The organism is Bradyrhizobium sp. USDA 336 (genome assembly GCF_044908355.1).
Classification (GTDB): Bacteria; Pseudomonadota; Alphaproteobacteria; order Rhizobiales; family Xanthobacteraceae; genus Bradyrhizobium; species Bradyrhizobium yuanmingense.
The window spans coordinates 2,094,091-2,120,504 of record NZ_JBIYDC010000002.1 but is presented as its reverse complement, the minus strand read 5'-3'; the positions used below and the strand labels follow the sequence as shown (position 1 = coordinate 2,120,504).

General features: G+C 64.8%; 25 protein-coding genes. 12 read left to right on the top strand and 13 right to left on the bottom strand.

Going from position 1 to position 26,414, the window contains the following annotated elements; all coding sequences use genetic code 11:
• Position 1: 1 nt before the first annotated feature.
• The 4 genes from ABIA45_RS10930 to ABIA45_RS10915 all read right to left on the bottom strand — a co-directional run bounded on the left by ABIA45_RS10930 (position 2) and on the right by ABIA45_RS10915 (position 4,348).
• Positions 2-871 carry a carbohydrate ABC transporter permease gene (locus tag ABIA45_RS10930; protein ID WP_404652015.1) on the bottom strand — a complete coding sequence of 290 codons (870 nt, stop codon included), beginning with the start codon at positions 869-871 and terminating at the stop codon, positions 2-4.
• A complete protein-coding gene (locus tag ABIA45_RS10925; protein WP_271546950.1) occupies positions 868-1,818 on the bottom strand; it encodes a carbohydrate ABC transporter permease in 951 nt (316 codons plus the stop codon). The genes ABIA45_RS10930 and ABIA45_RS10925 overlap by 4 nt, the downstream gene beginning before the upstream one ends.
• 1 nt (position 1,819) lies before the next feature.
• On the bottom strand, positions 1,820-2,671 hold the full coding sequence (locus ABIA45_RS10920; protein ID WP_404652013.1) for a phosphodiesterase: 852 nt from the start codon (positions 2,669-2,671) through the stop codon (positions 1,820-1,822).
• A gap of 204 nt (positions 2,672-2,875) precedes the next feature.
• The gene (locus ABIA45_RS10915) at positions 2,876-4,348 is read right to left on the bottom strand and encodes a YdiU family protein (RefSeq protein WP_404652011.1); all 1,473 of its coding nucleotides are present in this window, start codon (positions 4,346-4,348) and stop codon (positions 2,876-2,878) included.
• A 197-nt stretch (positions 4,349-4,545) separates the two neighbouring features.
• On the opposite strand from ABIA45_RS10915, the gene aspS reads away from it, so the two are divergent.
• Positions 4,546-6,318 (top strand): aspartate--tRNA ligase, encoded by a 1,773-nt coding sequence (gene aspS, locus ABIA45_RS10910; protein ID WP_404652010.1) that lies wholly within the window; start codon positions 4,546-4,548, stop codon positions 6,316-6,318.
• Positions 6,319-6,484: 166 nt separating this feature from the next.
• Positions 6,485-6,640 (top strand): hypothetical protein, encoded by a 156-nt coding sequence (locus ABIA45_RS10905; RefSeq protein ID WP_275499355.1) that lies wholly within the window; start codon positions 6,485-6,487, stop codon positions 6,638-6,640.
• Between the two features lie 44 nt (positions 6,641-6,684).
• Here ABIA45_RS10905 and ABIA45_RS10900 read toward each other — a convergent pair whose 3' ends face one another.
• Entirely contained in the window at positions 6,685-8,652 is a 1,968-nt protein-coding gene (locus ABIA45_RS10900; protein ID WP_404652008.1) for a hypothetical protein, read from the bottom strand.
• Positions 8,653-8,897: 245 nt separating this feature from the next.
• On the opposite strand from ABIA45_RS10900, the gene ABIA45_RS10895 reads away from it, so the two are divergent.
• A complete protein-coding gene (locus tag ABIA45_RS10895; protein ID WP_157284623.1) occupies positions 8,898-11,207 on the top strand; it encodes an NADP-dependent malic enzyme in 2,310 nt (769 codons plus the stop codon).
• Positions 11,208-11,477: 270 nt separating this feature from the next.
• Complete coding sequence (locus ABIA45_RS10890) at positions 11,478-11,930, top strand: DoxX family membrane protein (RefSeq protein WP_275516762.1); 453 nt, start codon at positions 11,478-11,480, stop codon at positions 11,928-11,930.
• A 3-nt stretch (positions 11,931-11,933) separates the two neighbouring features.
• Here the strand turns inward: ABIA45_RS10890 and ABIA45_RS10885 are convergent, their stop codons facing one another.
• From ABIA45_RS10885 to ABIA45_RS10865, 5 genes are all read right to left on the bottom strand, one after another.
• Positions 11,934-13,049 carry a helix-turn-helix domain-containing protein gene (locus ABIA45_RS10885; RefSeq protein WP_275499351.1) on the bottom strand — a complete coding sequence of 372 codons (1,116 nt, stop codon included), beginning with the start codon at positions 13,047-13,049 and terminating at the stop codon, positions 11,934-11,936.
• A gap of 290 nt (positions 13,050-13,339) precedes the next feature.
• Positions 13,340-13,891, bottom strand: coding sequence for a dihydrofolate reductase (locus tag ABIA45_RS10880; RefSeq protein ID WP_404652007.1), 552 nt, complete (start codon positions 13,889-13,891; stop codon positions 13,340-13,342).
• A gap of 9 nt (positions 13,892-13,900) precedes the next feature.
• Complete coding sequence (locus tag ABIA45_RS10875) at positions 13,901-14,923, bottom strand: polysaccharide deacetylase family protein (protein WP_404652005.1); 1,023 nt, start codon at positions 14,921-14,923, stop codon at positions 13,901-13,903.
• A gap of 166 nt (positions 14,924-15,089) precedes the next feature.
• Positions 15,090-15,659 carry a glutathione peroxidase gene (locus ABIA45_RS10870; protein ID WP_157284626.1) on the bottom strand — a complete coding sequence of 190 codons (570 nt, stop codon included), beginning with the start codon at positions 15,657-15,659 and terminating at the stop codon, positions 15,090-15,092.
• 89 nt (positions 15,660-15,748) lie between these two features.
• Positions 15,749-17,272 carry a L,D-transpeptidase family protein gene (locus ABIA45_RS10865; protein WP_271546931.1) on the bottom strand — a complete coding sequence of 508 codons (1,524 nt, stop codon included), beginning with the start codon at positions 17,270-17,272 and terminating at the stop codon, positions 15,749-15,751.
• Between the two features lie 209 nt (positions 17,273-17,481).
• Here ABIA45_RS10865 and ABIA45_RS10860 point away from each other — a divergent pair, with 209 nt between their 5' ends.
• Positions 17,482-18,030: a CreA family protein gene (locus ABIA45_RS10860; protein ID WP_036000425.1), complete on the top strand. Its 549-nt coding sequence runs from the start codon at positions 17,482-17,484 to the stop codon at positions 18,028-18,030.
• Positions 18,031-18,042: 12 nt separating this feature from the next.
• On the opposite strand, the gene ABIA45_RS10855 is transcribed toward ABIA45_RS10860, so the two are convergent.
• Positions 18,043-18,255, bottom strand: coding sequence for a hypothetical protein (locus tag ABIA45_RS10855; protein WP_404652004.1), 213 nt, complete (start codon positions 18,253-18,255; stop codon positions 18,043-18,045).
• A gap of 411 nt (positions 18,256-18,666) precedes the next feature.
• Between ABIA45_RS10855 and ABIA45_RS10850 the strand changes: the two genes are divergently transcribed.
• Entirely contained in the window at positions 18,667-18,831 is a 165-nt protein-coding gene (locus ABIA45_RS10850; RefSeq protein ID WP_271546926.1) for a hypothetical protein, read from the top strand.
• Positions 18,832-18,864: 33 nt separating this feature from the next.
• Entirely contained in the window at positions 18,865-19,227 is a 363-nt protein-coding gene (locus tag ABIA45_RS10845) for a hypothetical protein (RefSeq protein ID WP_271546924.1), read from the top strand.
• A 12-nt stretch (positions 19,228-19,239) separates the two neighbouring features.
• On the opposite strand, the gene ABIA45_RS10840 is transcribed toward ABIA45_RS10845, so the two are convergent.
• Complete coding sequence (locus tag ABIA45_RS10840) at positions 19,240-19,485, bottom strand: DUF6719 family protein (RefSeq protein WP_157284631.1); 246 nt, start codon at positions 19,483-19,485, stop codon at positions 19,240-19,242.
• 67 nt (positions 19,486-19,552) lie between these two features.
• Positions 19,553-21,019 (bottom strand): PLP-dependent aminotransferase family protein, encoded by a 1,467-nt coding sequence (locus tag ABIA45_RS10835; RefSeq protein ID WP_271546921.1) that lies wholly within the window; start codon positions 21,017-21,019, stop codon positions 19,553-19,555.
• Between the two features lie 74 nt (positions 21,020-21,093).
• On the opposite strand from ABIA45_RS10835, the gene ABIA45_RS10830 reads away from it, so the two are divergent.
• From ABIA45_RS10830 to kynU, 5 genes are all read left to right on the top strand, one after another.
• Positions 21,094-21,819, top strand: coding sequence for a pyridoxamine 5'-phosphate oxidase family protein (locus ABIA45_RS10830; RefSeq protein ID WP_404652001.1), 726 nt, complete (start codon positions 21,094-21,096; stop codon positions 21,817-21,819).
• A 54-nt stretch (positions 21,820-21,873) separates the two neighbouring features.
• The gene (locus tag ABIA45_RS10825) at positions 21,874-23,151 is read left to right on the top strand and encodes an ArgE/DapE family deacylase (protein WP_157284633.1); all 1,278 of its coding nucleotides are present in this window, start codon (positions 21,874-21,876) and stop codon (positions 23,149-23,151) included.
• Between the two features lie 338 nt (positions 23,152-23,489).
• Positions 23,490-24,302 (top strand): alpha/beta hydrolase, encoded by an 813-nt coding sequence (locus tag ABIA45_RS10820; protein WP_404651999.1) that lies wholly within the window; start codon positions 23,490-23,492, stop codon positions 24,300-24,302.
• A gap of 31 nt (positions 24,303-24,333) precedes the next feature.
• Positions 24,334-25,173 (top strand): tryptophan 2,3-dioxygenase, encoded by an 840-nt coding sequence (kynA, locus tag ABIA45_RS10815; RefSeq protein WP_036033884.1) that lies wholly within the window; start codon positions 24,334-24,336, stop codon positions 25,171-25,173.
• Positions 25,174-25,181: 8 nt separating this feature from the next.
• Positions 25,182-26,384, top strand: coding sequence for a kynureninase (kynU, locus tag ABIA45_RS10810; RefSeq protein ID WP_404651997.1), 1,203 nt, complete (start codon positions 25,182-25,184; stop codon positions 26,382-26,384).
• The last annotated feature ends 30 nt before the right edge of the window (positions 26,385-26,414 follow it).

The window sequence follows — 26,414 nt, the reverse complement described above, 5'->3', positions numbered from 1 at the left end:
CCTATTTGATGCCTGAGGTGACGAAAGAGCTGATGAAGCGTTTCTGGAAGATCAGGAAAGCGACGAGCAGAGGCGCGATCACCATGAGCGTACCCGCGGCGATCGTGCCCCAGGCCTGCGTGCCTTCGGCGGTCTTGGTGAAAACGGAGAGGCCGATCGTGAGCGGGCGCTTGTCCGGCGAATTGATCACCATCAGCGGCCACAGGAAGTCGTTCCAGTGGCTGGTCACAGAGATGATGGCGAAGGCCGAGAAGCTCGGCATAGACAGCGGCACGTAGATGTGGCGGATGCGCTGGAACAGACCGGCGCCGTCGATCAGGGCGGCGTCCTCCAGCTCGGTCGGAATGGCTTCGAACGCCTGACGCATCAGGAAGGTGCCGAAGGCGGAGGCGAAGAACGGCATCATCACGCCGGTGAGCGTGTCGTAGAGGCCGAGCTGCGCCACTAGCGACAGGTTCGGCACGATCAGCAGCACCGGCACCAGCATCAGCTGCATCAGGAACAGGTAGAAGATCGGCGTCTTGCCGGCGAAATCCAGGCGCGCGAAGGCAAAGCCCGCCAGCGTGATCGTGACGAACTGCACCAGGAGGATGCCGGTGCAGATGATGGTGGTATTGAGCGTGTAGCGCGGGAAGTCACCGATCTCCCAGGCATCTCTGACATTGTCGAGCGTGGGTTTGAGGCTCGGCATCAGCTCGGCCATGGCGTTGATGCCGTCGGACGCCGGCCGCAGCGTCGCGACGACCATCCACAGGAAGGGGATCAGCCAGATGACCGCGAGCAGCACGGTCAGCGCAAAACCAAGCTTGGGCGTGATCTCGCCGCGGGTGGCGAGCGGGGCGTCCTTCCACAGCGTATCAAACAGCTTCATGGCCCGCCCTCGCGGTTCGCCATGGTGCGGAAGGACAGTGCGGTGAGGGCCATCAGTGCGGCCAGCGTCAGCAGCGTCGCGGCCGAGGCCTTGCCGATGTCGTAATGCTCGACCGCCTGCTGGTAGATGTAGAACAGCACGAGGTTGGTCGCATTCGACGGCCCGCCCTGGGTCATGACGAAGACGTGGTCGACCTGCGTCACCGCATTCAGCGTGGCGATGACGGTGACGAACAGGAAGGTCGGCTTCAGCTCCGGCAGGATGATGTGGCGCAGCCGCCGATACGGGCCGGCGCCGTCGAGATGCGCGGCCTCCATCACGTCCTCGGGTACGGCCTGGAGGCCGGCGAGGAAGAACAGCATGTAATAGCCGGCATTCTTCCAGATCGTGATGACCATGATCGCATAGAGCGCGATGTCGGGATCGCCGAGCCAGTTCGGCAGCACCGGCAGCAGCCGGCCGATGTAATAGTCGAGCAGGCCGACATTCGGCAGGAAGATGAACAGGAACAGCGCGGATGCCGCGACCATCGGAATCAGCACCGGCAGGAACAGCGCGGCACGCAGCGCGCTGTTCACCGCATGGGTGCGCGACAGCGCCAGCGCGAACAACAGCGCAAGCGCAATGCTCGGCACCGCCGTGCCGAAGGCGTAGATCAAATTGTTGAAGACGGCGCCTGCGAAGGCGGGGTCGGCGAGCACCGCGCTGATGTTCTCAAAGCCGACGAAACGCACCGGCGCCTTCGGCGTCGCACGCTGATAGAGCGCATCGATCAGCACGCGCCCCATCGCGCCATAGGTGAACAGCGCGAGGAAGACCAGCGAGGGCAGGAGCAGCAGATAGGCCGGCAGCGAGGCCTTGAAGCGGCTCGTGAACCGTTTCAGGACGTGTAGACGCGGTGCCGCCGACGTCGCGACCGGGAGAGCCGCGGGTTCAGCGAGGCTCATCTCATCGCGCCCGGAAATTGAGCGCGTAGTCGCGGCCGTCCACTCCTGCCGGCGGCTCGAAGGGGAAGCGCAGACTTTGGTCGAGGAAATCGTGGCTGTGCACGACGACGTTCTCGTCGTCGATCAGCACGACGCCATAGGCCGGCGGCTCGTGGCTGGCGAGATGCTCGCTGGCCGCGACGTCGAGTTCGAACCAGACCTGGTGGTTGGTCCCGCGCAGCGTCGAGAACGGGATCTTGCCGTAGCTGCCGAAGATCGGCCGGTGCACATGACCGAAGAACAGGTGGCGGATGCGTGCGCGATAGGGCGCGATGACTTCCGCGAATTCGGCGCTCTGCTTGAGCGCGATCTCGTCCATGGCGTGGACGCCGACCGGAAAGGGCGGATGGTGCATGAACACGACGAATTCCTGGTCGTCGGGAGCGGCCGCGAGCGTGCTCGCCAGCCAGCCGAGGCGCCTTGCGCACATCTCGCCGGCATGGCTGGTCTCGTCCAGCGTGTCGAGGAAGACGAACAGGCCATGCTCGGTGGTGCGCGTGCCCTGCACGAAGCCGTTGGCATCGCGCGGCGCGGCTTTCAGCGCGTCCAGGCAGGTGACGCGCTTGTCGTGATTGCCGACCATCGCGATGTAGGGAATCTTCAGCGCCGCCATCGCCTCGGCGAAGTTGGCGTAGGATTCAGCCTCGCCCCAATGGGTGAGGTCGCCGGTCACGACCGCAAACGCAGCGTCGAACTGATGCTTGTTGATGTCGGCGATCGCCGCGTCCAGCCGGGCGCGCGGATCGAGGCCGTAGAGCATCGCGCCGGGGTTCGCGAGATGCGTGTCGGTGATGTGGATGAACTTGAAGGGCATGGCGCGCTGTCGGGACGGTTGGAGGATGGACGTCTCCGGCAAGACGACCCTGACAGGCGGTTAGAGCGCGTGTGTTTCAGTTTGATGACAGCGGTTCCCGCGGGCGGAACGTGTCCACAGGGCGTGCGGGACGGGAATGGACCGCGCAAAGCGCAATCCATGCAGTTGATCAATTAGAGATGGTGGTGCGCGGTGGAGCCCGCCTCACGTCCCACAGAACGTCTGCAGCACGCGCTGATCCGGCAGCGGCGGGTCGGCGTACGCGGCGTATTCCGGTTGGTCCTCGAACGGCCTCGCCAGCACCTTCACCATTTCCTCGAACGGCGCGTAATTGTCGTCGTTCACCGCGGCCTGGATCACGGCCTCGACGCGGTGGTTGCGCGGGATGAAGATCGGGTTGACCGCGTGCATGGCGGCCTGCCGCTCCGCTGCGCTCTGCGGCTCCAGCGCGATGCGCGCGCGCCAGCGGCCGGCCCATTCGTCGAAGGCTGCGGGCTCCATGAATTGCGCGCGCACGTCGGCGCCGTCATCGGCGGCGGCGTCGCCCAGCTTGCGGAAGGTGAGGGTGAAGTCGGCCTGGTTCTTGGCCATGGCATCGAGCAGGTCCTGGATCAGCGCATCGTCGCCGTCTCGCTCCGTGAACAGGCCGACCTTCCGCCGCAGGCCGGTCTGATAGGCGGCGCTGAACTGGTCCGAGAAGGCGCCGAGAATATCCTGCGCCTCGGCCACCGCCTTCTCCTGCTCGTCCGAGAACAGCGGCAGCAGGCATTCGGCAAGGCGCGTCAGATTCCACAACCCGATGCGCGGCTGGTTGGCATAGGCGTAGCGGCCCATCTCGTCGATCGAGGAGAACACCTGGGCAGGATTGTAGGAATCCATGAAGGCGCACGGGCCGTAGTCGATGGTCTCGCCCGAGATCGAGCTGTTGTCGGTGTTCATCACGCCGTGAATGAAGCCGACCAGCAGCCAGCGCGCGATCAGCTCGGCCTGGCGCGCGACCACGGCGGCGAGCAGGTCGTGATACGGCCGCTCGGCGTGGAGCAGGTCCGGATAATGGCGCGTGATGACGTGATCGGCGAGCCGGCGGATCGCCTCGGTGTCGCGGCGGACGGCGAAGAACTGGAAGGTGCCGACGCGGATGTGGCTGGAGGCGACGCGGGTCAGCACCGCGCCGGGCAGCGCGGTCTCGCGGATGACGTGCTCGCCGGTAACGACCGCGGCGAGCGAGCGTGTGGTGGGAATGCCCAGCGCAAACATGGCCTCGCTGACGATGTATTCGCGCAAGACCGGGCCGAGCGCGGCGCGGCCGTCGCCGCGGCGGGAGAACGGGGTGGGGCCCGAGCCCTTGAGCTGGATGTCGCGGCGGACGCCGTCTTTGTCGATGACCTCGCCGAGCAGGATGGCGCGGCCATCGCCGAGCTGCGGCACGAAATGCCCGAACTGGTGCCCGGCATAGGCCATGGCGATCGGATCCGCTCCGTCGGGAACCGCCTTGCCGGCCAGGATCTCGGCGCCTTCGGGGGTCTCCAGCAGATCAGGATCGAGCCCGAGCTGGACCGCCAGCGGCCGGTTCAGCTTGATCAGCCGAGGGGCGGCCACCGGGGTCGGCGCGACGCGGGCGAAGAAGTTGTCCGGCAGCGCCGAATAGGAGTTCTGGAAGGGGAAATGGACCGTCATGGGCTCAAGATAGGGCTGGAACGCCTGATGGCAAAGGCTCGGTCTGTGATAAGCCAAAAATGGGCCCTTCGGGTTCAAAACAGGGCGTTCCCTTGGTTGCCGCCTTGGTCCTCGTCGGGTAAACCCTGCCGCAACTTCGGACCGGTCGTTTCAGGCCGTTCGATTCGCCTCCTTTTGACATCGATTTTGGGACGACCATGCATCGCTACCGGTCACATACATGCGGCGCGCTCCGCGAGAGCAACATCGGCGAGACCATCCGCCTCTCCGGCTGGGTCCATCGCGTCCGCGACCATGGCGGCGTGCTGTTCATCGACCTGCGCGACCATTACGGCCTGACCCAATGCGTGGTCGATCCGGATTCGGCGGCGTTCTCGCTGGCCGAAAAGCTGCGCTCGGAATTCGTGGTCAAGATGGACGGCAAGGTCCGCCGCCGCCCCGAGGGCACCGACAACGACGATCTGCCGACCGGCAAGGTCGAGGTCTACATCAGCGAGATCGAGGTGCTGGGACCGGCCGGTGACCTGCCGCTGCCGGTTTTCGGCGACCAGGAATATCCCGAAGACATCCGCCTCAAGTACCGCTTCCTCGACCTGCGCCGCGAGAAGCTGCACCAGAACATCATGACCCGCGTCGAGATCATCAAGTCGATGCGCCGGCGCATGGAGGGGCAGGGCTTCTTCGAGTTCAACACCCCGATCCTGACCGCGTCCTCGCCGGAAGGCGCGCGCGACTTCCTCGTCCCGTCGCGCATCCATCCGGGAAAATTCTACGCGCTGCCGCAGGCGCCGCAGCAGTATAAGCAGCTGCTGATGATGAGCGGCTTCGACCGCTACTTCCAGATCGCGCCCTGCTTCCGCGACGAGGACCCGCGCGCCGATCGTCTGCCCGGCGAGTTCTACCAGCTCGACGTCGAGATGAGCTTCGTCACGCAGGAAGACGTGTTCGCGGCGATGGAGCCTGTCATTACCGGCGTGTTCGAGGAGTTCGCGAAAGGCAAGCCGGTCACCAAGGGCTGGCGCCGGATTCCGTTCGCCGAGGCGTTGCGCAAGTACGGCAGCGACAAGCCGGACCTGCGCAATCCCATCGAGATGCAGGACGTCTCCGAGCATTTCCGCGGAAGCGGCTTCAAGGTGTTCGCGCGCATGCTCGAAGATCCCAAGAACCAGGTCTGGGCGATCCCGGCACCGGGCGGCGGCAGCCGCGCCTTCTGCGACCGCATGAACTCGTGGGCGCAGGGCGAGGGCCAGCCCGGCCTCGGCTACATCATGTGGCGCGAGGGCGGCGAGGGCGCAGGTCCTCTCGCGAACAACATCGGGCCCGAGCGCACCGCCGCGATCCGTGCACAGCTCGGCGTCAAGGAAGGCGATGCCGCCTTCTTCGTCGCCGGCGACCCCGACAAGTTCTGGAAGTTCTCAGGTCTCGCCCGCAACAAGGTCGGCGAGGAATTGAACCTCACCGACAAGGAGCGGTTCGAGCTCGCCTGGATCGTCGACTTCCCGATGTACGAGTACAACGAGGACGACAAGAAGGTCGACTTCTCGCACAACCCGTTCTCGATGCCGCAGGGCGGGCTCGATGCGCTGAAGTCGCAGGATCCGCTGACCATCAAGGCGTTCCAGTACGACATCACCTGTAACGGCTACGAGATCGCCTCGGGCGGCATCCGCAACCACGTGCCGGAAGCCATGGTGAAGGCGTTCGAGATCGCAGGTTACGGCGAACAGGAAGTGGTCGAGCGCTTCGGCGGCATGTACCGCGCCTTCCAGTACGGCGCGCCGCCGCATGGCGGTATGGCCGCCGGCGTCGACCGCATCGTGATGCTGCTCTGTGGCACCACGAATCTGCGCGAGATCTCGCTGTTCCCGATGAACCAGCAGGCTGTGGACCTCCTGATGGGCGCCCCGTCGGAAGCCACCACGAAGCAGCTCCGCGAGCTGCACATCCGGGTGAACCTGCCGCAGAAGTAAGTGTGGCGGTCGGTCTCGTGCCCCGGACGCAGCGCAGCACGCGAGTGACGCGCTGCTGAGCCGGGGCCCAAGAATTCCGGTGAACTTGCCCTTTTCGTCTTCGTCGTGTTCAAGTTGACGTTAATCGTGACATCGATCTAAGGTCGCCTCGCGGACGGAGAGCTCAATGAGCAACAGTCGCGTCGCCACCCTAGTCTTGGCAGTGATTGCGCTGCTTATCGCCGGCATGATGGTCGAATTTTACTGGGATTGCCGCCTCCTGAAGGGAGGAACGATGAAAGACTGCATGCCCGGTCGCCCCGGACCGACGGGACTTCACTGACGACACGAGTTGAAGCCCTCCCGAGCTGCATCCGGGAGATCGAACTACAGCCCCGTCGAGGCCTCGATCCTGAACTGCGCCAGCGCGATGATCGGTTCCTGGTCGAGGACATCCATCAGCTGAAGTACCGGCAGATTGCCGAGCGGTGTCAGCCTGATGCTCAGCGTTTGCCCCGAGGTCTCGACGAAGCCGGCGAGTGCATCGACCGCGACCTTGGCATCGAGATTGGAGGCCGCGACCTTCTCGCCCTGGGCCCGGATCATCGCGACGATGGCGCTCCGCGCCGCATCGCGGCTGACATTCTGCATGCGCGCGAACTGGGCTACGACCAGATCGACCACGCCGCGGTCGCGCAAGGAGAGCTCGATTGCGCCGGTCTCGACCTGCGCCAACTGACCCATGGCCTCGGACGGGTCCATCGTGGTGAAGAGGTCGCGCGGCACCTTGGCGAGGGCCACGCTCAGCTGCGCCCTGGCGAGGTTGCCGAGATCGAGCGTGGCGGGGGCGAGCGCGAATGCGCCCGACGATTCCGTCCAGGCCGCACCGAGATCGAGGTCGATCGCGAGCTTGTCCACGCCTGCCACGATCAGCGGCTGCAGCGCCGGATTGGCGGGATCGGTCGGCGTGACCATCTTCACGACCAGATTTGCCTTGCTCGGGATCGATCCCACCAGCTGGCCCCAGTTCAGGCTGATCGTGTCGACGGTGATGGGCTGCCGCGCGGTGTTGTGGGGCGCCACCACGCCCTTGATCTCGGCGCCTTCGAGCACACGGAACAGGCCCAGCATCTGATCGGGTGAGGGCGGCTGTCCGGGATTGCTGAGACCAGAGGCCCAGCGCATGAAGTTCGGCATGCTGAAGGATTTGAGCGCGAAGCGCTCCATCTTGAACTGACCCTGCGGCGAGGGAGCATCGACACCCTCGATCGCGAATTCGCCCTGCCGGTAGCGGATCGCATTGATCTTTCCTGTTCCCTGCGGTGTGCCAATCGAGGTCTTGCCGATTTCGGCCTTGCCGATGCGAATGCCGTCGTAGAAGCCAGCGACCTTCTCCATCCGCTCGCGTGTTTGCGCCGAAGTTGGCGCGGCCCATTTATCCTGCGGCATGTTAAACATCTCGAACAAATGGAGCTTCGACGGCTGCACGTCGATGTCTTCCATCGCGAAGCCGTCGACATCCATCCGCAGACCTAGCGTGGACTTGAGCACATAAGGGCCGCTCGAGATTTGCCGGTAGACCCGGCGGTAGCTGTCGTCACGGCTCGTCTGTGGATCGAGCGCGGCGAGGAACGGGGTTGAGTCGAAATCATTGACAATGATGCCGGAGATCTCGCCCGTCAGCTTGTCCGTCTTTCCCGGCTGCGTCACGTTGATCGCGAAGGTGGCGCGGTCCGTCTTCATTGCATCGACCTTGCCGCGGCCGAGGTTTTGTAGCGCGAGGCCGGAATAGACCACTTCACCGCCCCCGATGTTGCTGCCGGCGTCGAAGCTGATGTTGATGGACGGCATCATCACGGACGTTGCCGTCACGCTCGCGAACTGGTCGAGCCCGAACCGGTACATTTCGCTGAGGGAGCTCGATGCCGGCGCGTTTTGAACGCGGAAGGGACCCGCATAGTCGCGCAGCGTCACCTGCGGGATCTTGTAGGCCACTTTGAGCTTGCCGGGGCCGACTTCGTCCAACGCAATCTCGACACCCGAAATGTCGATGCCGTCGGCGGCAAAGCGCATATCGCCGATCTGGCGGACGCCCGTGCTCTTGAAGGCGCCGATCTTGACGTGCCCCTGCGGCTGGTCGCGGGGCTCGACTGCGATGTCCTCGATCGTCAGCGTCCGAGTCGCGACCTCGAACCCGATCTTGCCATGGCTCGCCTTGCCGCCGCCTGCGCGCAGCTGGGCGAACACCGCCTCGACCTCGCTGGTCGCCCGGTGCTGGACATACAGATTGAAGCCGAACCATCCCCCCGCAGCGAGCACGGCAGCCACGATCAGGCCGATCAGGATTCGCTTCATTCCCAGCTCCAGTTGCTCGTTTTGCACCGCGCAACCTGCCATATTCGTGAAACGTGGCGCGGTCCAGAGAAAGCTATGGTTTCAGATATTTGACGGCGCGCCCTGTTGACGGGGCCGCAATCCGATGTTGCCACCGGGGCTTCGGCCGTGCTTCATCCGGTTTCCATGACCCGGAAATACGGTCCGCTCGGGCCGTCGCTCCGGATCATGCATTTTGGGGCCGGTAACGCGAAGCGAGACACCGCATGTCGTCCTATTCTGATGATCTCCACCAGGCGGCGCTCGCCTACCATCGTCTGCCGCGCCCCGGAAAGCTCGAGATCCAGGCAAGCAAGCCGCTTGCCAACCAGCGCGATCTCGCGCTGGCCTATTCGCCGGGCGTTGCCGCGGCCTGTACCGAGATCGCCAAGAACCCGGCCGAGGCCGCTACGCTGACCACGCGCGCCAACCTGGTTGCCGTGGTCTCCAACGGCACCGCGGTGCTCGGCCTAGGCAATATCGGTCCGCTGGCCTCCAAGCCGGTGATGGAAGGCAAGGCGGTCCTGTTCAAGAAATTCGCCGGCATCGACGTGTTCGACATCGAGATCGCCGCCGACACCATCGACCGCGTGGTCGAGACCGTGGCCGCGCTGGAGCCGACCTTCGGCGGCATCAATCTGGAGGACATCCGCGGACCGGAATGCTTCGAGATCGAAGCGCGCTTGAAGGAGCGCATGAAGATTCCGGTCTTCCACGACGACCAGCACGGCACTGCGATCATCGTCGCCGCCGCCATCACCAATGGTCTGAGGCTGAACGGCAAGAAGCTGTCCGAGGTCAAGATCGTCGCGTCGGGGGCAGGGGCCGCGGCGATTGCGACACTCAATCTCCTGGTCTCGATGGGCGCGCAGCGCAAGAACATCTGGGTCTGCGACATCGACGGCCTCGTGCACGAGGGCCGCAACACCTCGATGGACCGCTGGAAGGCGGTCTATGCGCAGAAGACCGACAAGCGCACGCTCGCCGACGTGATCGGCGGCGCCGACATCTTCATCGGACTCTCGGCACCCGGCGTGCTCAAGCCGGAGATGGCCAAGGCGATGGGCGACAAGCCCCTGATCATGGCGCTCGCCAATCCGGTGCCGGAAATCATGCCGGAAGAGGCGCGCAAGGCGCGCCCCGACGCCATGATCTGCACCGGCCGTTCCGACTACCCGAACCAGGTCAACAACGTCCTCTGTTTTCCCTTCATCTTCCGTGGGGCGCTCGACGTCGGCGCCACCGCGATCAACGAGGAGATGAAGCAGGCCGCCGTCGAGGCCATCGCGCAGCTCGCGCGCGAGGCGCCGTCGGATGCCGTCGCGCAGGGTTTCGACACCGGCGAGACGCAGGGCTTCGGTCCGGGCTCGCTGATCCCGAGCCCCTTTGATCCCAGGTTGATCTTGCGCATCGCGCCGGCCGTGGCGAAGGCGGCGATGGAATCGGGCGTCGCAACGCGCCCCATCACCAATTTCGACGAATACACCGCGCTGCTCGAGCGCTTCGCCTTCCGCTCCGGCCTCGTCATGAAGCCGATGTTCGCCAAGGCCAAGACCCAGCCGGTGCGCGTGATCTATGCCGAAGGCGAGGACGAGCGCGTGCTGCGCGCCACGCAAGTCGTGCTGGAGGAAAAGCTGGCTCGGCCGATCCTGGTCGGCCGTCCGTCGGTCGTGGAGGCGCGCATCAAGCGCTTCGGCCTCTCGATCCGCGCCGGCAAGGATTTCGACCTCGTCAATCCCGAGGACGATCCGCGCTACCGCTCCTACGTGCAGTCCTATGTCGAGGTCGCCGGTCGCCGCGGCGTGACGCCGGATGCAGCCCGCACCGTGGTGCGCACCAACAATACGGTGATCGCCGCGCTCGCGGTCACGCGCGGGGAAGCGGACGCCATGCTCTGCGGCGTCGAGGGCCGCTACATGAGTCATCTGCGTCATGTCCGCGAGATCATCGGCTTCTCGCCTGGAATCAGCGACTATGCGGCGCTGGCGCTATTGATCACCAGCAAGGGCGCCTTCTTCATCGCCGACACGCAAGTTCGCCCCAATCCGAGCGCGGAGGAGCTTGCCGAGATCGCATCGCTCGCCGCGGTCCACGTCCAGCGCTTCAACATCAAGCCGAAGATCGCCTTCGTCTCGCATTCGGATTTCGGCAGCTACGACACCGATTCCTCACGCAAGATGCGGCTGGCGACCCAGCTTCTGAAGGACAAGCATCCGGAGATCGAGGCCGACGGCGAAATGCAGGGCGACACCGCACTCTCCGCAGCTGCGCGACGGATGGTGCTGCCGCATTCCAAGCTGGAGGGCGAGGCCAACATCCTGATCATGCCGACCCTGGATACCGCCAACGTCGCCTATCAGATGATCAAGTCGCTGGCGGACGCGCTGCCCGTCGGCCCGATCCTGGTCGGCCCGGCGCGCCCGGCGCACATCCTCACCCCCTCGGTGACGGCACGCGGCATCCTCAACATGACCGCAGTCGCCGTGGTGGAAGCGCAGGAGCGCGCCTCGCGGCAGCAGCCGACGTTGTTTACGTAAGGCCTCAACGTCCCACGAAGTCGTCATGCCCGGGCTTGTCCCGGGCATCCACGTTCTTTGTGCGGTGGGACAGCTCGTCGATGGCCGGGTCAAGCCCGGCCATGACGCCGAGAGAGTAGTACTCAGCTCATCCCAGCTGGTTCGATTCCGCTAGGGAGTGCCAACTTTGAATTCCTATCAGTTCGCCATTTCCCCGTTTGTAAACCGGCGCACGACTCTCCATAATCCCCTTCAAGCGTTCCGCGCTTTGAGCTTGCCAAGAGGCCGATCATGCCAGCGTTCGTGACTTTCGGGCGAATCCTGTTCGCCGTGCTGTTCATCTACACGGGCGCGACCAAGCTCTTTGCCATGCAGGCCACCGCCGACGTCATCGCAACCAAGCTCGTGGTGCCCGATGTCGTCGCGCCTTATGCCCAGCAGGTCGAGACGGCGACCGCCATGACCACGCCGCAGCTCTTGGCGATCGCGATCGGCGGGCTCGAGATCATTGCAGGGCTGATGATCGCGCTGAATTTCGGCGCGCGTTTCTTCGCGATGCTGCTGATCGTCTACGTCGCCGTCGCGACCGTCCTGTTCTACGATTTCTGGAACATGGCGGCGCCCGACAACGCCAAGATGCTGGTCGACGCGCTCAAGAACCTCTCGATCATCGGCGCGCTCTGCATGATCATCGGCTATGGCCGCACCACGCGCCCGGCCGAGGCGGCCTACGGCGACGTCTAGCGGTCACTCCGCTCTCGGCGGCGCGATCTCGCGCATCCAGCGGGAAATCGTCGCGCTGCTCGCTCCATCGCTGCCGCGCTGTCGGCCGAGCAGGGCGGCCTCCCGTGCGGCGCGGGGCGTGATGCCGTAGGCGGCCTTGAACGAGCGCGTGAAGTGCGCGTCGGTGCCGAGCTGCCAGCGCCGTGCCACCTCGCTGATCCGGGGGCCCCGCGCGCCCGAATTGGCGAGGTCGAAGAAGGCGCGGTGCAGCCGGCGGCTGCGGATGTAGTCGGCGATGCCGCCGACCGGCGCGAACAGCCGGTACAGCGAGGCCCGGGACAGGCCGAAATGGGCGGCGATCGAATTGGCCGACAGATCCTCGCTGGCAAGGCCAGCCTCGATGTATTGGCGGATCCGCATCAAGGACGGGCTTGCCGCGACGCTATGGTCGGCATCGGCCTCGCCACGTTCGATTTCATTGCGAAGGCACGCGGCCAGCAGCGACACCGTGCCCTCGACTACCGATTGGCATTCGTCGAGGCTCATGCGCGGCGCAAATTCGAACAGGGCGGTGAGATGCCCGGCCAGCAATCGTGCGATCACGCTGCTGCCCGGCAGGACCAGGCCATGCAAATCATCGACCCGCAAGAGATGGGCGGCGAACATCGGCCGCGGCACGACCAGCGTGACATTCTCGAACGCCGTGGCCTTGGTCTCCAGCGTCTGGGCGAGATCGAACAGGCAGATGTCGCCGGCGCGCACGCGCATCGGCCGTGTGCCGGCAACGCCGTCATAGCCGCCCTTCAGATAGAGCTGCAGGATGATGTGGTCGACGCCGCTGCGCGCGATCGTTTCGGCCGTCCGGCGGAAGCGCTGGCCGCTGGCACGGCTCAGCCCGATCAGCACCGGTCCCATGGCGTAGGAGCTGAGGTCGGCGCGAAACGGGCCCGGTTCGCCGGCGGCGAGCTCGTCCACCTCGAACAGCGTGGCGACGGCTTCCCGCCACGCTGCGATGTTCGCCTCCGTCTCCATCTGATCGGCGCTGAAGCCGAATGCCGGCAGCAGGGACGATATAGGGGCGACATCGTCATTCAATCCGGAAGCGTCCGTCGGACTAGTCGTCGTGCAGTCGTCGCTCATTCTGGCCGTGGGTTAGTTTTTGCTCTTTTGTCTCAGTCTATTGATGCGGTGTGTCGCAGCCGCCCGCTCGTATTGACGCCGCGCCTCGGACGTTGGCTATAGCGCCACGACCGCCGTCGGGGCCGATTTTCGGGTCTCGGCAAATATGCTAGCCGGCTTTGCGCTGGCCGGCGGCGGGACCAATTTTAGCACGGCACACCAGCAATATGCGGAACGGTATGATGTTGCCGATACTGTGCATGGGGTTGTTTTTCCAGTTTGAGTCGGAGCGCCGCGGCACTGCCGGAAGGCTACCCCCGCCGCCACGGGGTCACGGTCACTTCATGCGCCGCGTCGAGGAGGTAGGGCGCACCCCGCCTCATCCCGTGGGCAGCCAGCACCTCGTGAGGCGTCCGCTGGGGTACGCCGACGAAGCAGCCTTCACCGCCGGGCAGCCGCACATGCGGAGCCTCCGACAGCCAGAACGTGTCGTAGCGGTCCATGAACAGGTCGAACACGACCGGTCCGCCGATGACGGCGACCATGCCGGATGCGACGTCGGCGAAGGCGCAGGCTTCCTCGAAGCTCGCATGCTCAGGATTCCACAGCGTCGCGTTCGGCATCTCCGGATCGACGGTGAGGTCCCTGATTTTGCGGGTTAGGATCAGCCGCTTGCGCCTGGCCGAATTCGGCTGCTGCTCGTGCGAGTTGCGGCCGTGCACGATCAGCGCGGCGCGATCGAGCGCCTGCTCGAAGAACCGCTTGTCGCCTTCGAATTTCAACGTCTCAGGCATGATGTGCGACGGATCGGCGAGCATGCCGTCCGCGGAGACGATGACGTAGCCTTCGATACGGAAAGACAATTGCGACGGCTATTCGGAAACGGTGGTCACCACCGAATTGACCGGGCGCTGGCTCACCGTCGGCAGCTTGAGATCCTTGAGCAGCTCCTGGTCGTACTCCGGCAGCGTCGAGGCCGGGAACTTGGCGCGCATCGCTACCACCTTGTAGCCGCCGGCCTTCAGCCGCTTAAGCAGCTCGGGCAGGGCCTCCGCGGTGTGCTTCTGAAAGTCGTGCATCAGGATGATGCCCTTGCCCTTGGAGTCTAGCTTCTTCATCACGGTCTCGACGATCTTCTCGGGCTTGGAAGCCTTGAAGTCGAACGAGTCGATGTCGCAGGAGAAGCTCGCGACATTGCGGTTGCCGAGATAGGTGACCATCTCCGGCGGATGCTGCAGCGCCGGGAAGCGGAAGAACGGCGCGGGCGAGATGCCGCCGAGCGCCCACTTCACCGCCGCAAAGCCTTTCTCGATCTCGTCCTTGCGTTGCGCTTCGTTGAGCTTCTTGTTGTTGAGGTTCGCGTGCGACCAGGTGTGGGCGCCAACGGTGTGGCCGGCTGCGTAGACCTGCTTGAGGACCTCCGGCTCGTACGTCGCGTGCTTGCCGATGATGAAGAAGATTCCGGTGGTGCATTCGTCCGCGAGCGCCTTCAGCACCGCGGGCGTGTTGCGCGGCCAGGGGCCGTCGTCGAAGGTCAGCACGACCTCCTTGTCACGCAGGAAGTCGAGCTCCTTGAAGTGCTCGAAGCCGAAGCCGGGACCGCCCGTGGTGTCGATCTCGACGGTGCGGGCGACGCCGAGCGCGCCCGGTGTGTTGCAGGCCGCGCGGGCCGGCTGCGGCGGCTGTTTCGGCGGGGGCGGATTGACGAAGCCCGCCGGCGCCGCGGCCGCTGCTGCAGGCGCTGGACCTGCAGGGGACGTTGCAGCCGCTGGTGTTGCCGCCGGCGCGGCTTGCGGTGCGGCCGCGGGCTTCGCGGCCGGCGTCTGCGACCATGCGGCGCCGGTCAGCGCCACCGACATCGCACCTGCTAAAATCAGTCCTGCCGCCACGCGCATGGTGATGTCCCTCGAGATTGATCCCGTTGTTCCGCCGGGGCTTTTCGCCTGCGGCAAAAACCGTCCTGCCCAAAACAATCCTAGCCTAGATGGTGGGCCGTCGCCATTGCAACGGCTGTTTGATGCCGCGCCGCAATTGTGCCCAGCCGGATGGCGTGCACCTGGATCAAGTGTCGGACAAGGCCCTTGCAATGGCGGTCTTGATCCGCGTGTCGGCCGGCTCGACGGCGGATGGAAATACCTCGGCGATATAGCCGTCGCGGCCGATCAGGTATTTGTGGAAGTTCCAGCGCGGAACTTCCTTCGGTCGGGCTTCCGCGGCCCATTTGTAGAAGGGATGCGCCCTCGCACCGACCACCGCAGCCTTGGCTGTGATCGGGAAGGTAACGCCATATTGGTGGTGTGCGGTCTGCGTGATCTCGCTGCCGCCACCGGGCTCCTGGCCACCGAAATCGTTGGACGGCACGCCGATCACGGTGAGCCCGCGCCCGCGAAATTCGTTCCAGATCTCCTGCAGGCCGGCATATTGCGGCGTGTAGCCACAGAGCGAGGCCGTGTTCACCACCAGCAGCGGTTTGCCGGTGAACGTGGCGAGGCGGATGTCGTCGCCTGACAATGCGGGGAAGGAGAAGGCGTAGGCCGAGATCCGGCTCATGGCGCCATCAGCGAGGGCGCGCGTGACAGGCGCGAACGCGCCCACAAGCGCGACGCTCAGCACGGTTCTGCGATTCATCATGACGGCGTCCCCCGAGATGATCCGAGGGCAGATTACTCCGCCACTGCGGCCTCGCGCGTCAACACCGCGTTATCGGTCCTGCGAGAGAGCTAGTACAGGCGGACGATGAAGTCGGTGCCTTCGCCGGTCTCGCCCTGGTTGATGCCCTGGTCGGAGACGATGATCGAGCCGCCTGACGTCAGCATCTCGTTGATCTTCGCCATGGTCTCAGTGGGGACCGAGATGCGGTTGAGGGCTTCGGCCGGGCTGTCCGGCGTCACCACCGGTTTTGCGGCGACGGGGATCACGGCGGCACCGCGCTGGCGGCGCGCCACGCGGCTGTCGTCCTCGCGCGCCGCGGAACGGGCGGACACGGGCAGCGACACCACCGACCAGCGCAGCGTGTTGGCATCGGCCTTGTCGAGCTCGGCGGTGAAGACATGCGTGCCGAGCGGCCGGTCGCTCGCGGCGATCGTGACAGGCACCTCGAACAGCGGCGCAAAATTCTGCCGCACATAGAGCTTGGAATCCTTGCGGCTGATGAAGACGGCAATCTGGCCGGCCCGCTTGGGTGTGTCCGGCTTTGCCGCCGGCGCAGGATCGGTGAGGCGGCCCTCGTCCTTCTTTGCATCGGGTGCGGTGGCGAGCGCCGGCGCATCGGGTGCCTTCGCGGCTTCGGTTTTGACCGGCTCGACTTTGTCGGCGGGCTTGTTCTCGTTCGCCGGCTTGGCGGCGTCTTCGGACGCAGGCTTGGCCGCTTCGGCCGTCTTGACCTCGCCGGCCGTCGCGGCGGCTTCCTCGCGCGCAGCCGCTTGGCCGGTGGTAACGTCCGACAACACGGCGTGGCCTACCGAGGTGCGCAGCTCGACCACGCTGTCGGCGCTGGCCGTCTTGGTCTCGACCGGGCTGGCTTCGGTCGTGCCTTTATCGGCCTTGTCAGCGACATTGGTCTGCGGCGCGAGGCTGGCGACGGGCTGCGGCGGCACGCGCATCGAGGCAAGCGCGGGATGGGAGAAGCTTTGCGGCGACACCTGGCCCGGCGCCACGATCACGCGCGCGCCCATCCTGGTCCAGTTCCACATCTTCATCGCGAACGCCATGGGCATGCGGATGCAGCCATGCGAGGCCGGATAGCCCGGCAGCGCGCCAGCATGCATCGCGACGCCGGACCAGGTGATCCGCTGCATGTACGGCATCGGCGCGCCGCTATAGAGGTTGGAACGGTGGAATTTGTGCTTCTGGATGATGCTGAACACGCCCATCGGCGTCGAGTGGCCCTTCATGCCCGTCGACACCGGTGATTCCGCGAACACACCGGCTTTGTCGTAGACCGTCACCTTCTGCCGCTCGATCGAGACGACAATGACGAGCGGCCCTTGCGGCTTGGTGCCGGCTTCCTTCTCGACGACGACGTCCTTCTTGCTTGCGGCGCCGCGCTTTTGCGGCTTCTGGCGCGGTATTTCGGGAAGCCGGTTCGGCCGGGCGTAGTAGGGCCGGTCGGAATAGTCCGTCCAGTAATAAAATGCTGCGTTCGCCTCGCTGGTCGCGCCGATCGCACCCGCCGCCGTCAAAATGGCGACCTGCCACAGCCGTGCAGGCTTGGCAGAAGAACCCCACCCGTTCACGCTGTTCATGTTCGAATCCATAATCCAAATCAGACGTTAGTCTCGCAAAGGGGATACGCGTTCACCAGCAGCGCGGTTCTGTCATCAGCTACTTTTGTCCAAGGCGTAGCAAAAAAGCCTCACGGAGCGGTAAACGGCGGCCGCGTCCGCTCCCTCCGCCGCCTTCCTGAGCGCCGCTTGCGTTCCTACATTGCGGGGACTTGTTAGCGGAGAACTTCATGTCATCTCGTTTCCCCGGTCTTTCGAGCATCCGTCTGAAGGGCCTCGCTTTATTCCTCCTGGCTCTGACTGCGCCAATGGCGTCGGCATCTGCGGCCGACGAACCTGATCTGATCTTCCGCCGCTCTACCGTGTTCAAATGGATGAGCCCGAACGACAAGCTCGCGACCTATGGTCTCGACGATCCCGAAGTCGAAGGCGTCGCCTGTCATTTCACGGTGCCGGAGAAGGGCGGCTTCAAAGGCTGGCTCGGCCTTGCCGAGGAGGTCTCGGATATCTCGCTGGCCTGCCGCCAGGTCGGTCCGGTTAAGTTCAAGCACAAGATGGAGCAGGGCGACGACATGTTCCGCCAGCGCCGGTCCCTGTTCTTCAAGAAGATGCAGATCGTGCGCGGCTGCGACGCCAAGCGCAACGTGCTGGTCTACATGGTTTATTCAGACAAGCTGATCGAAGGCTCGCCCAAGAACTCGACGTCGACCGTGCCGATCATGCCGTGGGGACCGGCGGACGCAAACGTCCAGAAGTGCGGCGAGTTCTTCACGCAATGAGGCGCTCCGCGTTCACTCCTGCGACGCGCTCGCGTTCACCCGGTGGCGATCGCGCGGCCTCGCAAGGCGCGACCCGGTCAGCCGCACGAATGTCTGCGGCGCGGCCTCGAAGCCGCGGCTCGATTGCAGCGCCATTGCGCCGGTGCTGCCGCGAATGATCGGTTGATCTGCGCGCTCCGTCGGTGGATTTTCATCGCGCGGCGTTGCGCGATTTCCCGCCATCATGGCCATCCCTCACGTGAATGCGCCCGATGATCCGGGCGTCTCGGTTTCGATGGCTTGGGTCGTTGTTGAACCAATTCCGGTTCGACAGGATCCAGCCTTCTTTTGCCGCCCTTTCAGCAGAAAAACGTAAAATGCATGTGAAGCGCGCGCGGCGGCCGCGTGACGACGCTTGGGCGGGTGCATGTCCGGGCCGGCGCCGGAACTTGGCAGGCGACTATGGCCTGCCGCGAGACCTGTCTGAAATAATTGGCATTTTCCGAGAATTGTTTCGTCGCCGCGGCCAGAACGAAACAATTCTCACGAAGACGAAACCATTTTCAGCGTTTCGCGCATCACGCGCGAAACCGCCCATGGTTATCAGGCTCATAACGACGACGGCGCACCGCCGGCCACCGAATTGGGACACAGATCATGCGCGCGCTCAGCTTCATCCTGGCTTTCGGTTTCGTGCTCGCCGGCTCCTCGTTGGCGGGTGTGCCCGACGGCAATCTCCCTGGAGTCGGAACTTTCCAGTACAGCGGCTCGCCCGTTGCGGTTCCGGCCGCTCAGCCGATCATGGTTGCCGCGCGCTTCTGACCGCCCACAACAAAACAGCCGGCAAAGCCTATCATGTTGCTTCGTCTCTGCGCCGCAGCGTTCGTGTCCCTTCTGACCATCAGCTCCGTTCAGGCGCAGGTCCGCTCACCGTCCAGGCTACCCGATCCGCGTGGCGAGTTCGTGCGCCAGTGTGCGCCGCGCATGCTCGGGCGATGGGAGCATCCGGAAGCGGTCTGCGGCTGCCTGCACGATCACGCCGCCGCGGCCGTCGAGGATCGCGATCTGCGCGAAGCGCTGCTGCGCGGCATCAGCGAGACCGGCGTGCCCACCATCGAGACCGATTGGCTACCGGCCTCCAAGCACAGCGAGATCGGCCCGACCTTCACGAAGATCGCCAAACCGACCCTCCAGTGCATGTTCGATCCGGCGAAGTAGCTTCCCGGATCCTTACTTCGTTTTCGGTCCGTGCCGCGGCACGCAGGAGCTCGTGCGCGAGACTCCTTTGTCGGTCATCTTCGCGCCGCGCACTTCCCTGAGCTGACCGGCGGGGCAGGTTCCGTCATCCACGAGCACGCGCTGGCCGAGCTTCAGATCGCCGATGTCCTGCTCGCGTCCGACTGTGGCAGCGCGTGCCGTCGAGACAAGTGCGATGGAGATCAGCAGCGAGAGGCAGGTCGTGTGGCGCAGCAGCATGATGTGAGGTCCCGGAATCGATGCCGCAATCTAGGGAGCGGCGGGCGATTCTGATAGTGAAGCTTCGTCAGGCCCGGCGGGCCGGTTTTCCTTTTGCGGCCAAGGCTGCGCGCGATTCCCTCGCGAGACGTTCGGCGGAGGCCACGAGCTGCGGCACGGGATGTCCGGAAAATCCCAGCACGAAGCCGGGCAGGGGACGCCCGCGCGAATAGGTGTCGGCCAATAGCCAGCCTTCGGCGTCGGCCGCTTGCTTGGCATGCGCCGCCACCGCCGGATCGACGGCAGGATCGAATCGGGCGACAAGATGCAGGCCTTGTGAGGGCACCGGCACCGAAAGCGCGCCACCGGATGCGATTTCCAGCCTCTCGGCGAGCACGTCGCGCGCCTCGCGATAGAGTTTCCGCACGCGCTTCAGATTCGCCGCGAAGGCGCCGGAATTGAGCATGTCCGCCACCGCGCCCTCCATCAGCGTGCCGGGAAAGCGGTCGAGCGCCGCCCGCGCCGTCGTCACGTCCGCGATCAGGCGTTCGGGCAGCGCGCAATAGCCGATGCGCAAGCCCGGAAACAGCGTCTTGGCAAAGGTGCCGAGATAGATCACGCGCTGGAGGCGATCGATGCCGGCGAGTGACATCAGCGGCGCGCCGTCATAGCGGAACTCGCTGTCGTAATCGTCCTCGAGCACGAATGCGCCGGCCTGTTTGGCCCAGTCCAGAAGCTCGAGTCGTCGCGGCATCGACATCTGCACGCCAAGCGGAAACTGGTGCGACGGCGTAACGTAGGCCGCGCGCGCGGACGGCGCCGCGATGCGGCCTTTGGCGACGCGCATCCCGTGCTCGTCCACCGGGACGGGCACGGCGCGATAACCGCAATGGGCGATGGTTTTTCGCGCGGCGGGATAGCCCGGGTCCTCGCACCAGACCTGGTCGCTGGATTTCAGGATCGCGCTCAGCACGATGCGCAGCGCGTGCAGCGTGCCCGAGGTCAGCATGATCTGGTCGGGATCGCAACGCAGCCCCCGCGCCGACAACAGATGGTCGGCGATCGCCACGCGCAGCTCGCGGCTGCCGCGAGGGTCGCCGTAATGCAGGTGCTCGGTTCCGAATGCGCGCATGCGGCGGCCGACGAAAGCGCGAAAGCGCTGCACGGCGCGTTCGTCGATATGGGTGCAGCCAAGCGCAAACGCGCCTTGCTTTGGAGCTTCGAGAACGACCTTCGGCTTGTTCGGCTCGGCCGCGCGCTGGGGGATACGCGCCGCGACGAACGTTCCGGAGCCGACCGTTGCGTCGGCAAAGCCGTCGGCGATCAGGCGCTCATAGGCGGTGACGACGGCGTTGCGGCGGAAGCCGGTCTGCCTCGCCAGCGTCCGCGACGGCGGCAGCGGCTCGCCCGGCCTGACCAGGCCGGAGACGATCATCTCGCAGAGCGCCTGATAGAGCCGGTGCGCGGCGGAAGCGCCGGCCGTGACGTGAGGGCCGGTGAGATCGAGCGGAAGCTCGGGCTTGGTTCGGGAGGAATTGGTCGGAATTTTTTGCATGGAATTGGAACTATCGCAGACCAAATGCGCCGCTACAACTGCTCCGGATTTCTTCCATCCGAGCAGGAGCGGCCGTGAGCCAGACCGAGACCTCGAATTCCTATCCGACATCGGCACGCAACCAGGTGAAGCGCCGGCACGACCGCGGCTTCTATGATCACGACACGGTTCACCGCATCCTGGATTCCTCGATGCTGTGCCACGTCTCCTACGCAATCGACGGCCAGCCCTATTGCACGCCGACCTTCTTCTGGCGCGAGGGCACCAGGCTGTATTGGCACGGATCGAGCGCCAGCCGCATGCTACGCAACCAGAGCAAGGGCGAGCGCGTCTGCCTGACGGTCGCCCATCTCGACAGCCTCGTGCTGGCACGCTGCGGCTTCAACCATTCCGCCGACTACCGCGCCGTGATGGCGTTCGGCACGGCCTATCTCGTCACCAACCCTGATGAGAAGGAGCGGGCGGTGATCGCGATGGTCAATCGCTTCTTCCCGGATCGCACCGCCGGCCTGCGACAGAGCACCACGCAGGAAATCAAGGCGACGTCCTTCATCGCAATGGAAATCGAGGAAGCCTCGGCCAAGATCCGCGCCAAGGGCGTCGCCGACGACGACGAGGACTATGTGCTGCCGATCTATGCGGAGCGCATCCCGGTCCGCACCGTGCTCGGCGCCCCCGAACCGTGCCCGCGCCTGCTCGATGGTGTGAGTCGGCCTGCGACTCTGAACGGCTATTCCGAAGGCCGGCTGCTCGAAGATGCATTGCGGGATGCATATTTTCTGGAGTACCCGAACGGCTGAAATCGGCTAGTTTGCGCGTTCCCTGGGACCATTGGAATGTCTGGAGTCGCCCGAATGAATGCCGAAACGCAGCAGAGGATTCTTGACGCCGTCGACAGCGGCTTCGAGGCTCAGCTTGCAACCACAAGCGATTTCGTCGCGATCCCTTCGACCCGCGGGGCGGAGGGACCATGCCAGGACATGATCGGCGATCTCCTGCGCGAACGCGGCTACGAGGTCGACGACTGGCATATCGACGTCGAGGATTTGAAGGATCTGCGCGGCTTCGGTCCGATCGAGCACGACTTCTCGAAGGCGCGATCCGTGGTGGGAACTTACCGTCCGAGAACCAATGGCGGCAAGTCGCTGATCCTGCAAGGGCACTGCGATGTGGTGCCGGCCGGTCCGCTAGAATTGTGGGAAACGCCGCCATTCGCGCCGGTCATCAAGGACGGCAAGATGTTCGGCCGCGGTGCCTGCGACATGAAGTCCGGGACGATCGGTGCGCTCTATGCGCTGGACGCGATCAAGGCCGCGGGCTTCAGGCCGACGGCGCGGATCCATTTCCAATCGGTGATCGAGGAGGAGAGCACCGGTGTCGGCGCACTCTCGACGCTGCAACGCGGCTATCGCGCGGACGCCTGCTTCATTCCGGAGCCGACCGGCGGCAAGATGGTGCGCTCCCAGGTCGGCGTGATCTGGTTCCGCCTCCGCGTGAAGGGGCATCCGACCCACGTTGCCTTCGCAGGCTCCGGCGCGAACGCGATCATGGCGGCGTATCACCTGATCCAGGCGCTGCAAAAGCTCGAGATCGAATGGAACGAGCGGGCCAAGGCCGACCGTCACTTCAAGACGCTCGACCATCCCGTCAACTTCAACGCCGGCATCATCAAGGGCGGTGACTGGGCCTCGAGCGTGCCGGCCTGGTGCGATGTCGACTGCCGGATTGCGGTGTTGCCGGGCTGGTCGATCGCCGATCACCAGAAGGAGATCATGGCTTGCGTCGCCGCCGCTTCGCGCAACCACCGCTTCCTCGCCAACAACCCGCCGCAGGTCGAATGGTCCGGGTTCCTGTCGGAAGGCTATGAGCTGACCAATGCCGCGGAGCCCGAGGCTGCGTTCGGGAAGGCCTTCAACAGGGTCTATGGCGGCACGCCAGAGGACCTCGTCTTCACGGCACTGACCGACACGCGCTTCTACGGCCTCAACCACGGCATCCCGAGTCTGTGTTTTGGTGCCAGCGGAGGCGAGATGCACGGCTTCAACGAGTTCGTCGACCTGGAGTCATTGAAGAAGGCGACCAAGGCGATGGCGCTGTTCATCGCGGAATGGTGCGGCGTGGAGAAGGCGTAGGCCTCTTCGCCGTCATTGCGAGGAGCCCTTGCGACGAAGCAATCCGGGCTGTTGCCGCGGAGACAGACTGGATTGCTTCGCTGCGCTCGCAATGACGGATGATAGTCCTGTAGAATCGGCAAAGGCGCACTTGCGCCGTGCCCACCACCTTTCTCTCAGATGAACCAGGATGGTGGGCACGCTCCGCTTTGCCCACCCTACGACACCTCGGCTCGTAGCGGTCGGTGCCCAATCCACCGGCTCCCTCAAATCCTTTAAGCTTAAAAGAAAGACTAGGATGCCGCCCTGACCGGTGGCAGACTGGCGTTCGTTCGTCGGACGAGTCCTCGGGAGCAACGATGCGCGATTGGGATGACGCTTACGCCAATTCGGCCCACATCCCGGGCTCGGACAAGCTGCCGGCGCTGTGGGCGGAGCGGGCGGCGGCCTACCGCGCCGGGATGAGGGAATTTCGCCCCGACATCGCCTACGGCGCCGGCGAGCGCCAGAAGCTCGATCTGATCCTGCCTGACGGCGACAGCAAGGGTCTCGTCGTCTTCGTCCATGGCGGCTACTGGATGCGCTTCGACAAATCGACCTGGACCGATCTCGCCGAAGGTGCGCGGCATCATGGCTGGACGGTGGCGCTGCCGAGCTACACGCTGGCACCGGCTGCCCGCATCTCCGATATCACTGCGGAAATCACTGCCGCGATCGCCAAAGCGGCATCGCTCGTCTCGGGGCCGATCCGGCTCGCCGGCCATTCCGCCGGCGGCCATCTCGTCACGCGCATGCTGTGCGACGACAACCGGCTCGAGTCCGCCGTCTACAACCGCATCGCCGGTACGCTCTCGATCAGCGGCCTGCACGACTTGCGTCCGCTCCTGAAGACGGGGATGAACGAGACGCTGCGAATGACGATGGAGGAGGCGACGCTGGAAAGCGCGGCGCTGCATCTGCCACGAGGGCATTCGCCCGTGACGGCCTGGGTCGGCGGGAGCGAGCGGCCCGAATTCATCCGCCAGTCCGATCTGATGGCCAATATCTGGACCGGCTTCGACGTGCCGACGCACCTCGTCGTCGAGCCCGGCCTCAACCATTTCACGGTGATCGATGGGCTCAAGGATCCGTCGTCACAGATCACCGCGCGCCTGATCGGCCTCGACGGATGAGGCCAGGGACGATCGATCGAGAGGGCCAGCCATGACGTCCAGCGATTACGATCCCACAAGCGAAGGCGCCGAGACCGATTTCACCCGGCGCATGTCCTACGGCGATTATCTCGCGCTGGACGCGATCCTCGGTGCGCAGCATCCGCTGTCGGAGGCGCATGACGAGATGCTGTTCATCATCCAGCATCAGACTACGGAACTGTGGATGCGGCTCGCCATCCACGAGCTCGCGGCTGCGCGCCGTGCGATCTCACGGGATGAGGTTCAACCCGCGATGAAGATGCTCGCGCGGATGTCGCGCATCTTCGAGCAGCTGAACGGGGCCTGGGACGTGCTGCGTACAATGACGCCGAGCGAGTATACCCGCTTCCGCTCGCAGCTTGGACAATCCTCGGGCTTCCAGTCGCGGCAATACCGGCTGATCGAATTTCTGCTCGGCAACCGCAACCACGCCATGCTGAAGCCGCACGCGCACGATGCGGAGACGATCAAGCTGCTCGAAGCCGAGCTCGCGACGCCGAGCCTCTATGACGAGGTGCTGCGGCTTGCCGACCGCAACGGGCTCAAGATGCCTGCTGCGGTGCTGGCGCGCGACGTTCGCGAAACCCACAGCTTCAACGAAGGCGTGCTGCAGGCCTGGCGGATCGTCTACGAGGCGCCAGAAACCCACTGGATGCTCTACGAACTCGCCGAGAAGCTGGTCGATTTCGAGGACTATTTCCGGCGCTGGCGCTTCAACCACGTCACCACGGTCGAGCGCGTCATCGGCTTCAAGCGTGGTACCGGCGGCACTGGCGGCGTCAGTTATCTCAAGCGCATGCTCGAAGTCGAACTGTTTCCCGAACTCTGGCGCGTGCGTACGATTCTGTAGGGATGTCCATGACCCGGCTTCGCGTCTACGATGATACCAGAACCTTGTTCCATTTGCCTGACGGCGTGATCTATCTCGACGGCAACTCGCTGGGTGCGCTGCCGCTGGGCGTTGCCGAGCGTGTCAACCGCGTGATCACCGAGGAATGGGGCAACGAGCTGATCCGCGCCTGGAATAGTGCAGGCTGGTATGTGCAGCCGCGCCATGTCGGCGACCGCATCGCGCGGTTGATCGGCGCGGATGCAGGCTCCGTGATGGTCGGAGACACGCTGTCGCTCAAGGTCTATCAGGCGCTCGCTGCCGCGCTCGACATGAACGTCTCGCGCAAGGTGATCCTGTCGGATACCGGCAACTTCCCGACTGACCTCTACATGGCCGAGGGCCTGATCGAAACGCTCGGACGCGGCCATCAATTGCGCCTGGTAGCACCGGAGGAGATCGAGACCGCATTGTCGGAGGAGGTCGCGGTGCTCTACATCACCGAGGTCGACTACCGCACCGGCCGCCGCCACGACATGGCGAAGTTGACCGCGAAAGCGCATGCGCTCGGCATCGTCACGGTTTGGGATCTCGCCCATTCCGCCGGCGCGCTGCCGGTCGATCTCGCCGGGAGCGGCGCCGATTTCGCCGCGGGGTGCACCTACAAATATCTCAACGCCGGCCCCGGCGCGCCGGCCTTCCTCTATGTCGCACCGCGCCATGCCGACGGCGCGCGCGCCGCGCTGTCGGGGTGGATGGGCCACGCAAAACCGTTTGCGTTCGAGCTTGCCTATGCGTCCGCGGGCGGCGTCGAGCGCATGCGCGTCGGCACCCCGCCGGTGCTCGCCATGGCGGCGTTGGAGGCCTCGCTCGATATCTGGGACAAGGTCGATATCGCAGAGGTTCGTGCGCGTTCGCTGGCGCTGGGCGATCTCCTGATCGGTGAAGTCGAGCGCCGCTGTCCGCAACTCAAGCTCGTGACGCCGCGCGACCATGAGCGGCGTGGCTCGCAAGTCTCCTTCGCCTTCGCCGGCGGCTACGCCGCGATGCAGGCCCTGATCGCGCGCGGCGTCATCGGTGATTTCCGCGCGCCCGACATCATGCGCTTCGGCCTCACGCCGCTTTATGTTGGAGCGGACGAGATCATGCGCGCGGCGGAGATCATCGAAGAGGTGATTGCCAACGAGATTTGGCTCCGGCCGGAGTACCAGGTCGTGAATGCGGTGACGTGAAGGACGCTTCTCAGATGTCCGGGATGATTA

Coding starts and splice junctions, on each gene's coding strand:
- ABIA45_RS10930 (WP_404652015.1), bottom strand. CDS start 871: ATGAAGCTGTTTGATACGCTGTGGAAGGACGCCCCGCTCGCCACCCGC.
- ABIA45_RS10925 (WP_271546950.1), bottom strand. CDS start 1,818: ATGAGCCTCGCTGAACCCGCGGCTCTCCCGGTCGCGACGTCGGCGGCA.
- ABIA45_RS10920 (WP_404652013.1), bottom strand. CDS start 2,671: ATGCCCTTCAAGTTCATCCACATCACCGACACGCATCTCGCGAACCCC.
- ABIA45_RS10915 (WP_404652011.1), bottom strand. CDS start 4,348: ATGACGGTCCATTTCCCCTTCCAGAACTCCTATTCGGCGCTGCCGGAC.
- aspS (WP_404652010.1), top strand. CDS start 4,546: ATGCATCGCTACCGGTCACATACATGCGGCGCGCTCCGCGAGAGCAAC.
- ABIA45_RS10905 (WP_275499355.1), top strand. CDS start 6,485: ATGAGCAACAGTCGCGTCGCCACCCTAGTCTTGGCAGTGATTGCGCTG.
- ABIA45_RS10900 (WP_404652008.1), bottom strand. CDS start 8,652: ATGAAGCGAATCCTGATCGGCCTGATCGTGGCTGCCGTGCTCGCTGCG.
- ABIA45_RS10895 (WP_157284623.1), top strand. CDS start 8,898: ATGTCGTCCTATTCTGATGATCTCCACCAGGCGGCGCTCGCCTACCAT.
- ABIA45_RS10890 (WP_275516762.1), top strand. CDS start 11,478: ATGCCAGCGTTCGTGACTTTCGGGCGAATCCTGTTCGCCGTGCTGTTC.
- ABIA45_RS10885 (WP_275499351.1), bottom strand. CDS start 13,049: ATGAGCGACGACTGCACGACGACTAGTCCGACGGACGCTTCCGGATTG.
- ABIA45_RS10875 (WP_404652005.1), bottom strand. CDS start 14,923: ATGCGCGTGGCGGCAGGACTGATTTTAGCAGGTGCGATGTCGGTGGCG.
- ABIA45_RS10870 (WP_157284626.1), bottom strand. CDS start 15,659: ATGATGAATCGCAGAACCGTGCTGAGCGTCGCGCTTGTGGGCGCGTTC.
- ABIA45_RS10865 (WP_271546931.1), bottom strand. CDS start 17,272: ATGAACAGCGTGAACGGGTGGGGTTCTTCTGCCAAGCCTGCACGGCTG.
- ABIA45_RS10860 (WP_036000425.1), top strand. CDS start 17,482: ATGTCATCTCGTTTCCCCGGTCTTTCGAGCATCCGTCTGAAGGGCCTC.
- ABIA45_RS10855 (WP_404652004.1), bottom strand. CDS start 18,255: ATGATGGCGGGAAATCGCGCAACGCCGCGCGATGAAAATCCACCGACG.
- ABIA45_RS10850 (WP_271546926.1), top strand. CDS start 18,667: ATGCGCGCGCTCAGCTTCATCCTGGCTTTCGGTTTCGTGCTCGCCGGC.
- ABIA45_RS10845 (WP_271546924.1), top strand. CDS start 18,865: ATGTTGCTTCGTCTCTGCGCCGCAGCGTTCGTGTCCCTTCTGACCATC.
- ABIA45_RS10840 (WP_157284631.1), bottom strand. CDS start 19,485: ATGCTGCTGCGCCACACGACCTGCCTCTCGCTGCTGATCTCCATCGCA.
- ABIA45_RS10835 (WP_271546921.1), bottom strand. CDS start 21,019: ATGCAAAAAATTCCGACCAATTCCTCCCGAACCAAGCCCGAGCTTCCG.
- ABIA45_RS10825 (WP_157284633.1), top strand. CDS start 21,874: ATGAATGCCGAAACGCAGCAGAGGATTCTTGACGCCGTCGACAGCGGC.
- ABIA45_RS10820 (WP_404651999.1), top strand. CDS start 23,490: ATGCGCGATTGGGATGACGCTTACGCCAATTCGGCCCACATCCCGGGC.
- kynA (WP_036033884.1), top strand. CDS start 24,334: ATGACGTCCAGCGATTACGATCCCACAAGCGAAGGCGCCGAGACCGAT.
- kynU (WP_404651997.1), top strand. CDS start 25,182: ATGACCCGGCTTCGCGTCTACGATGATACCAGAACCTTGTTCCATTTG.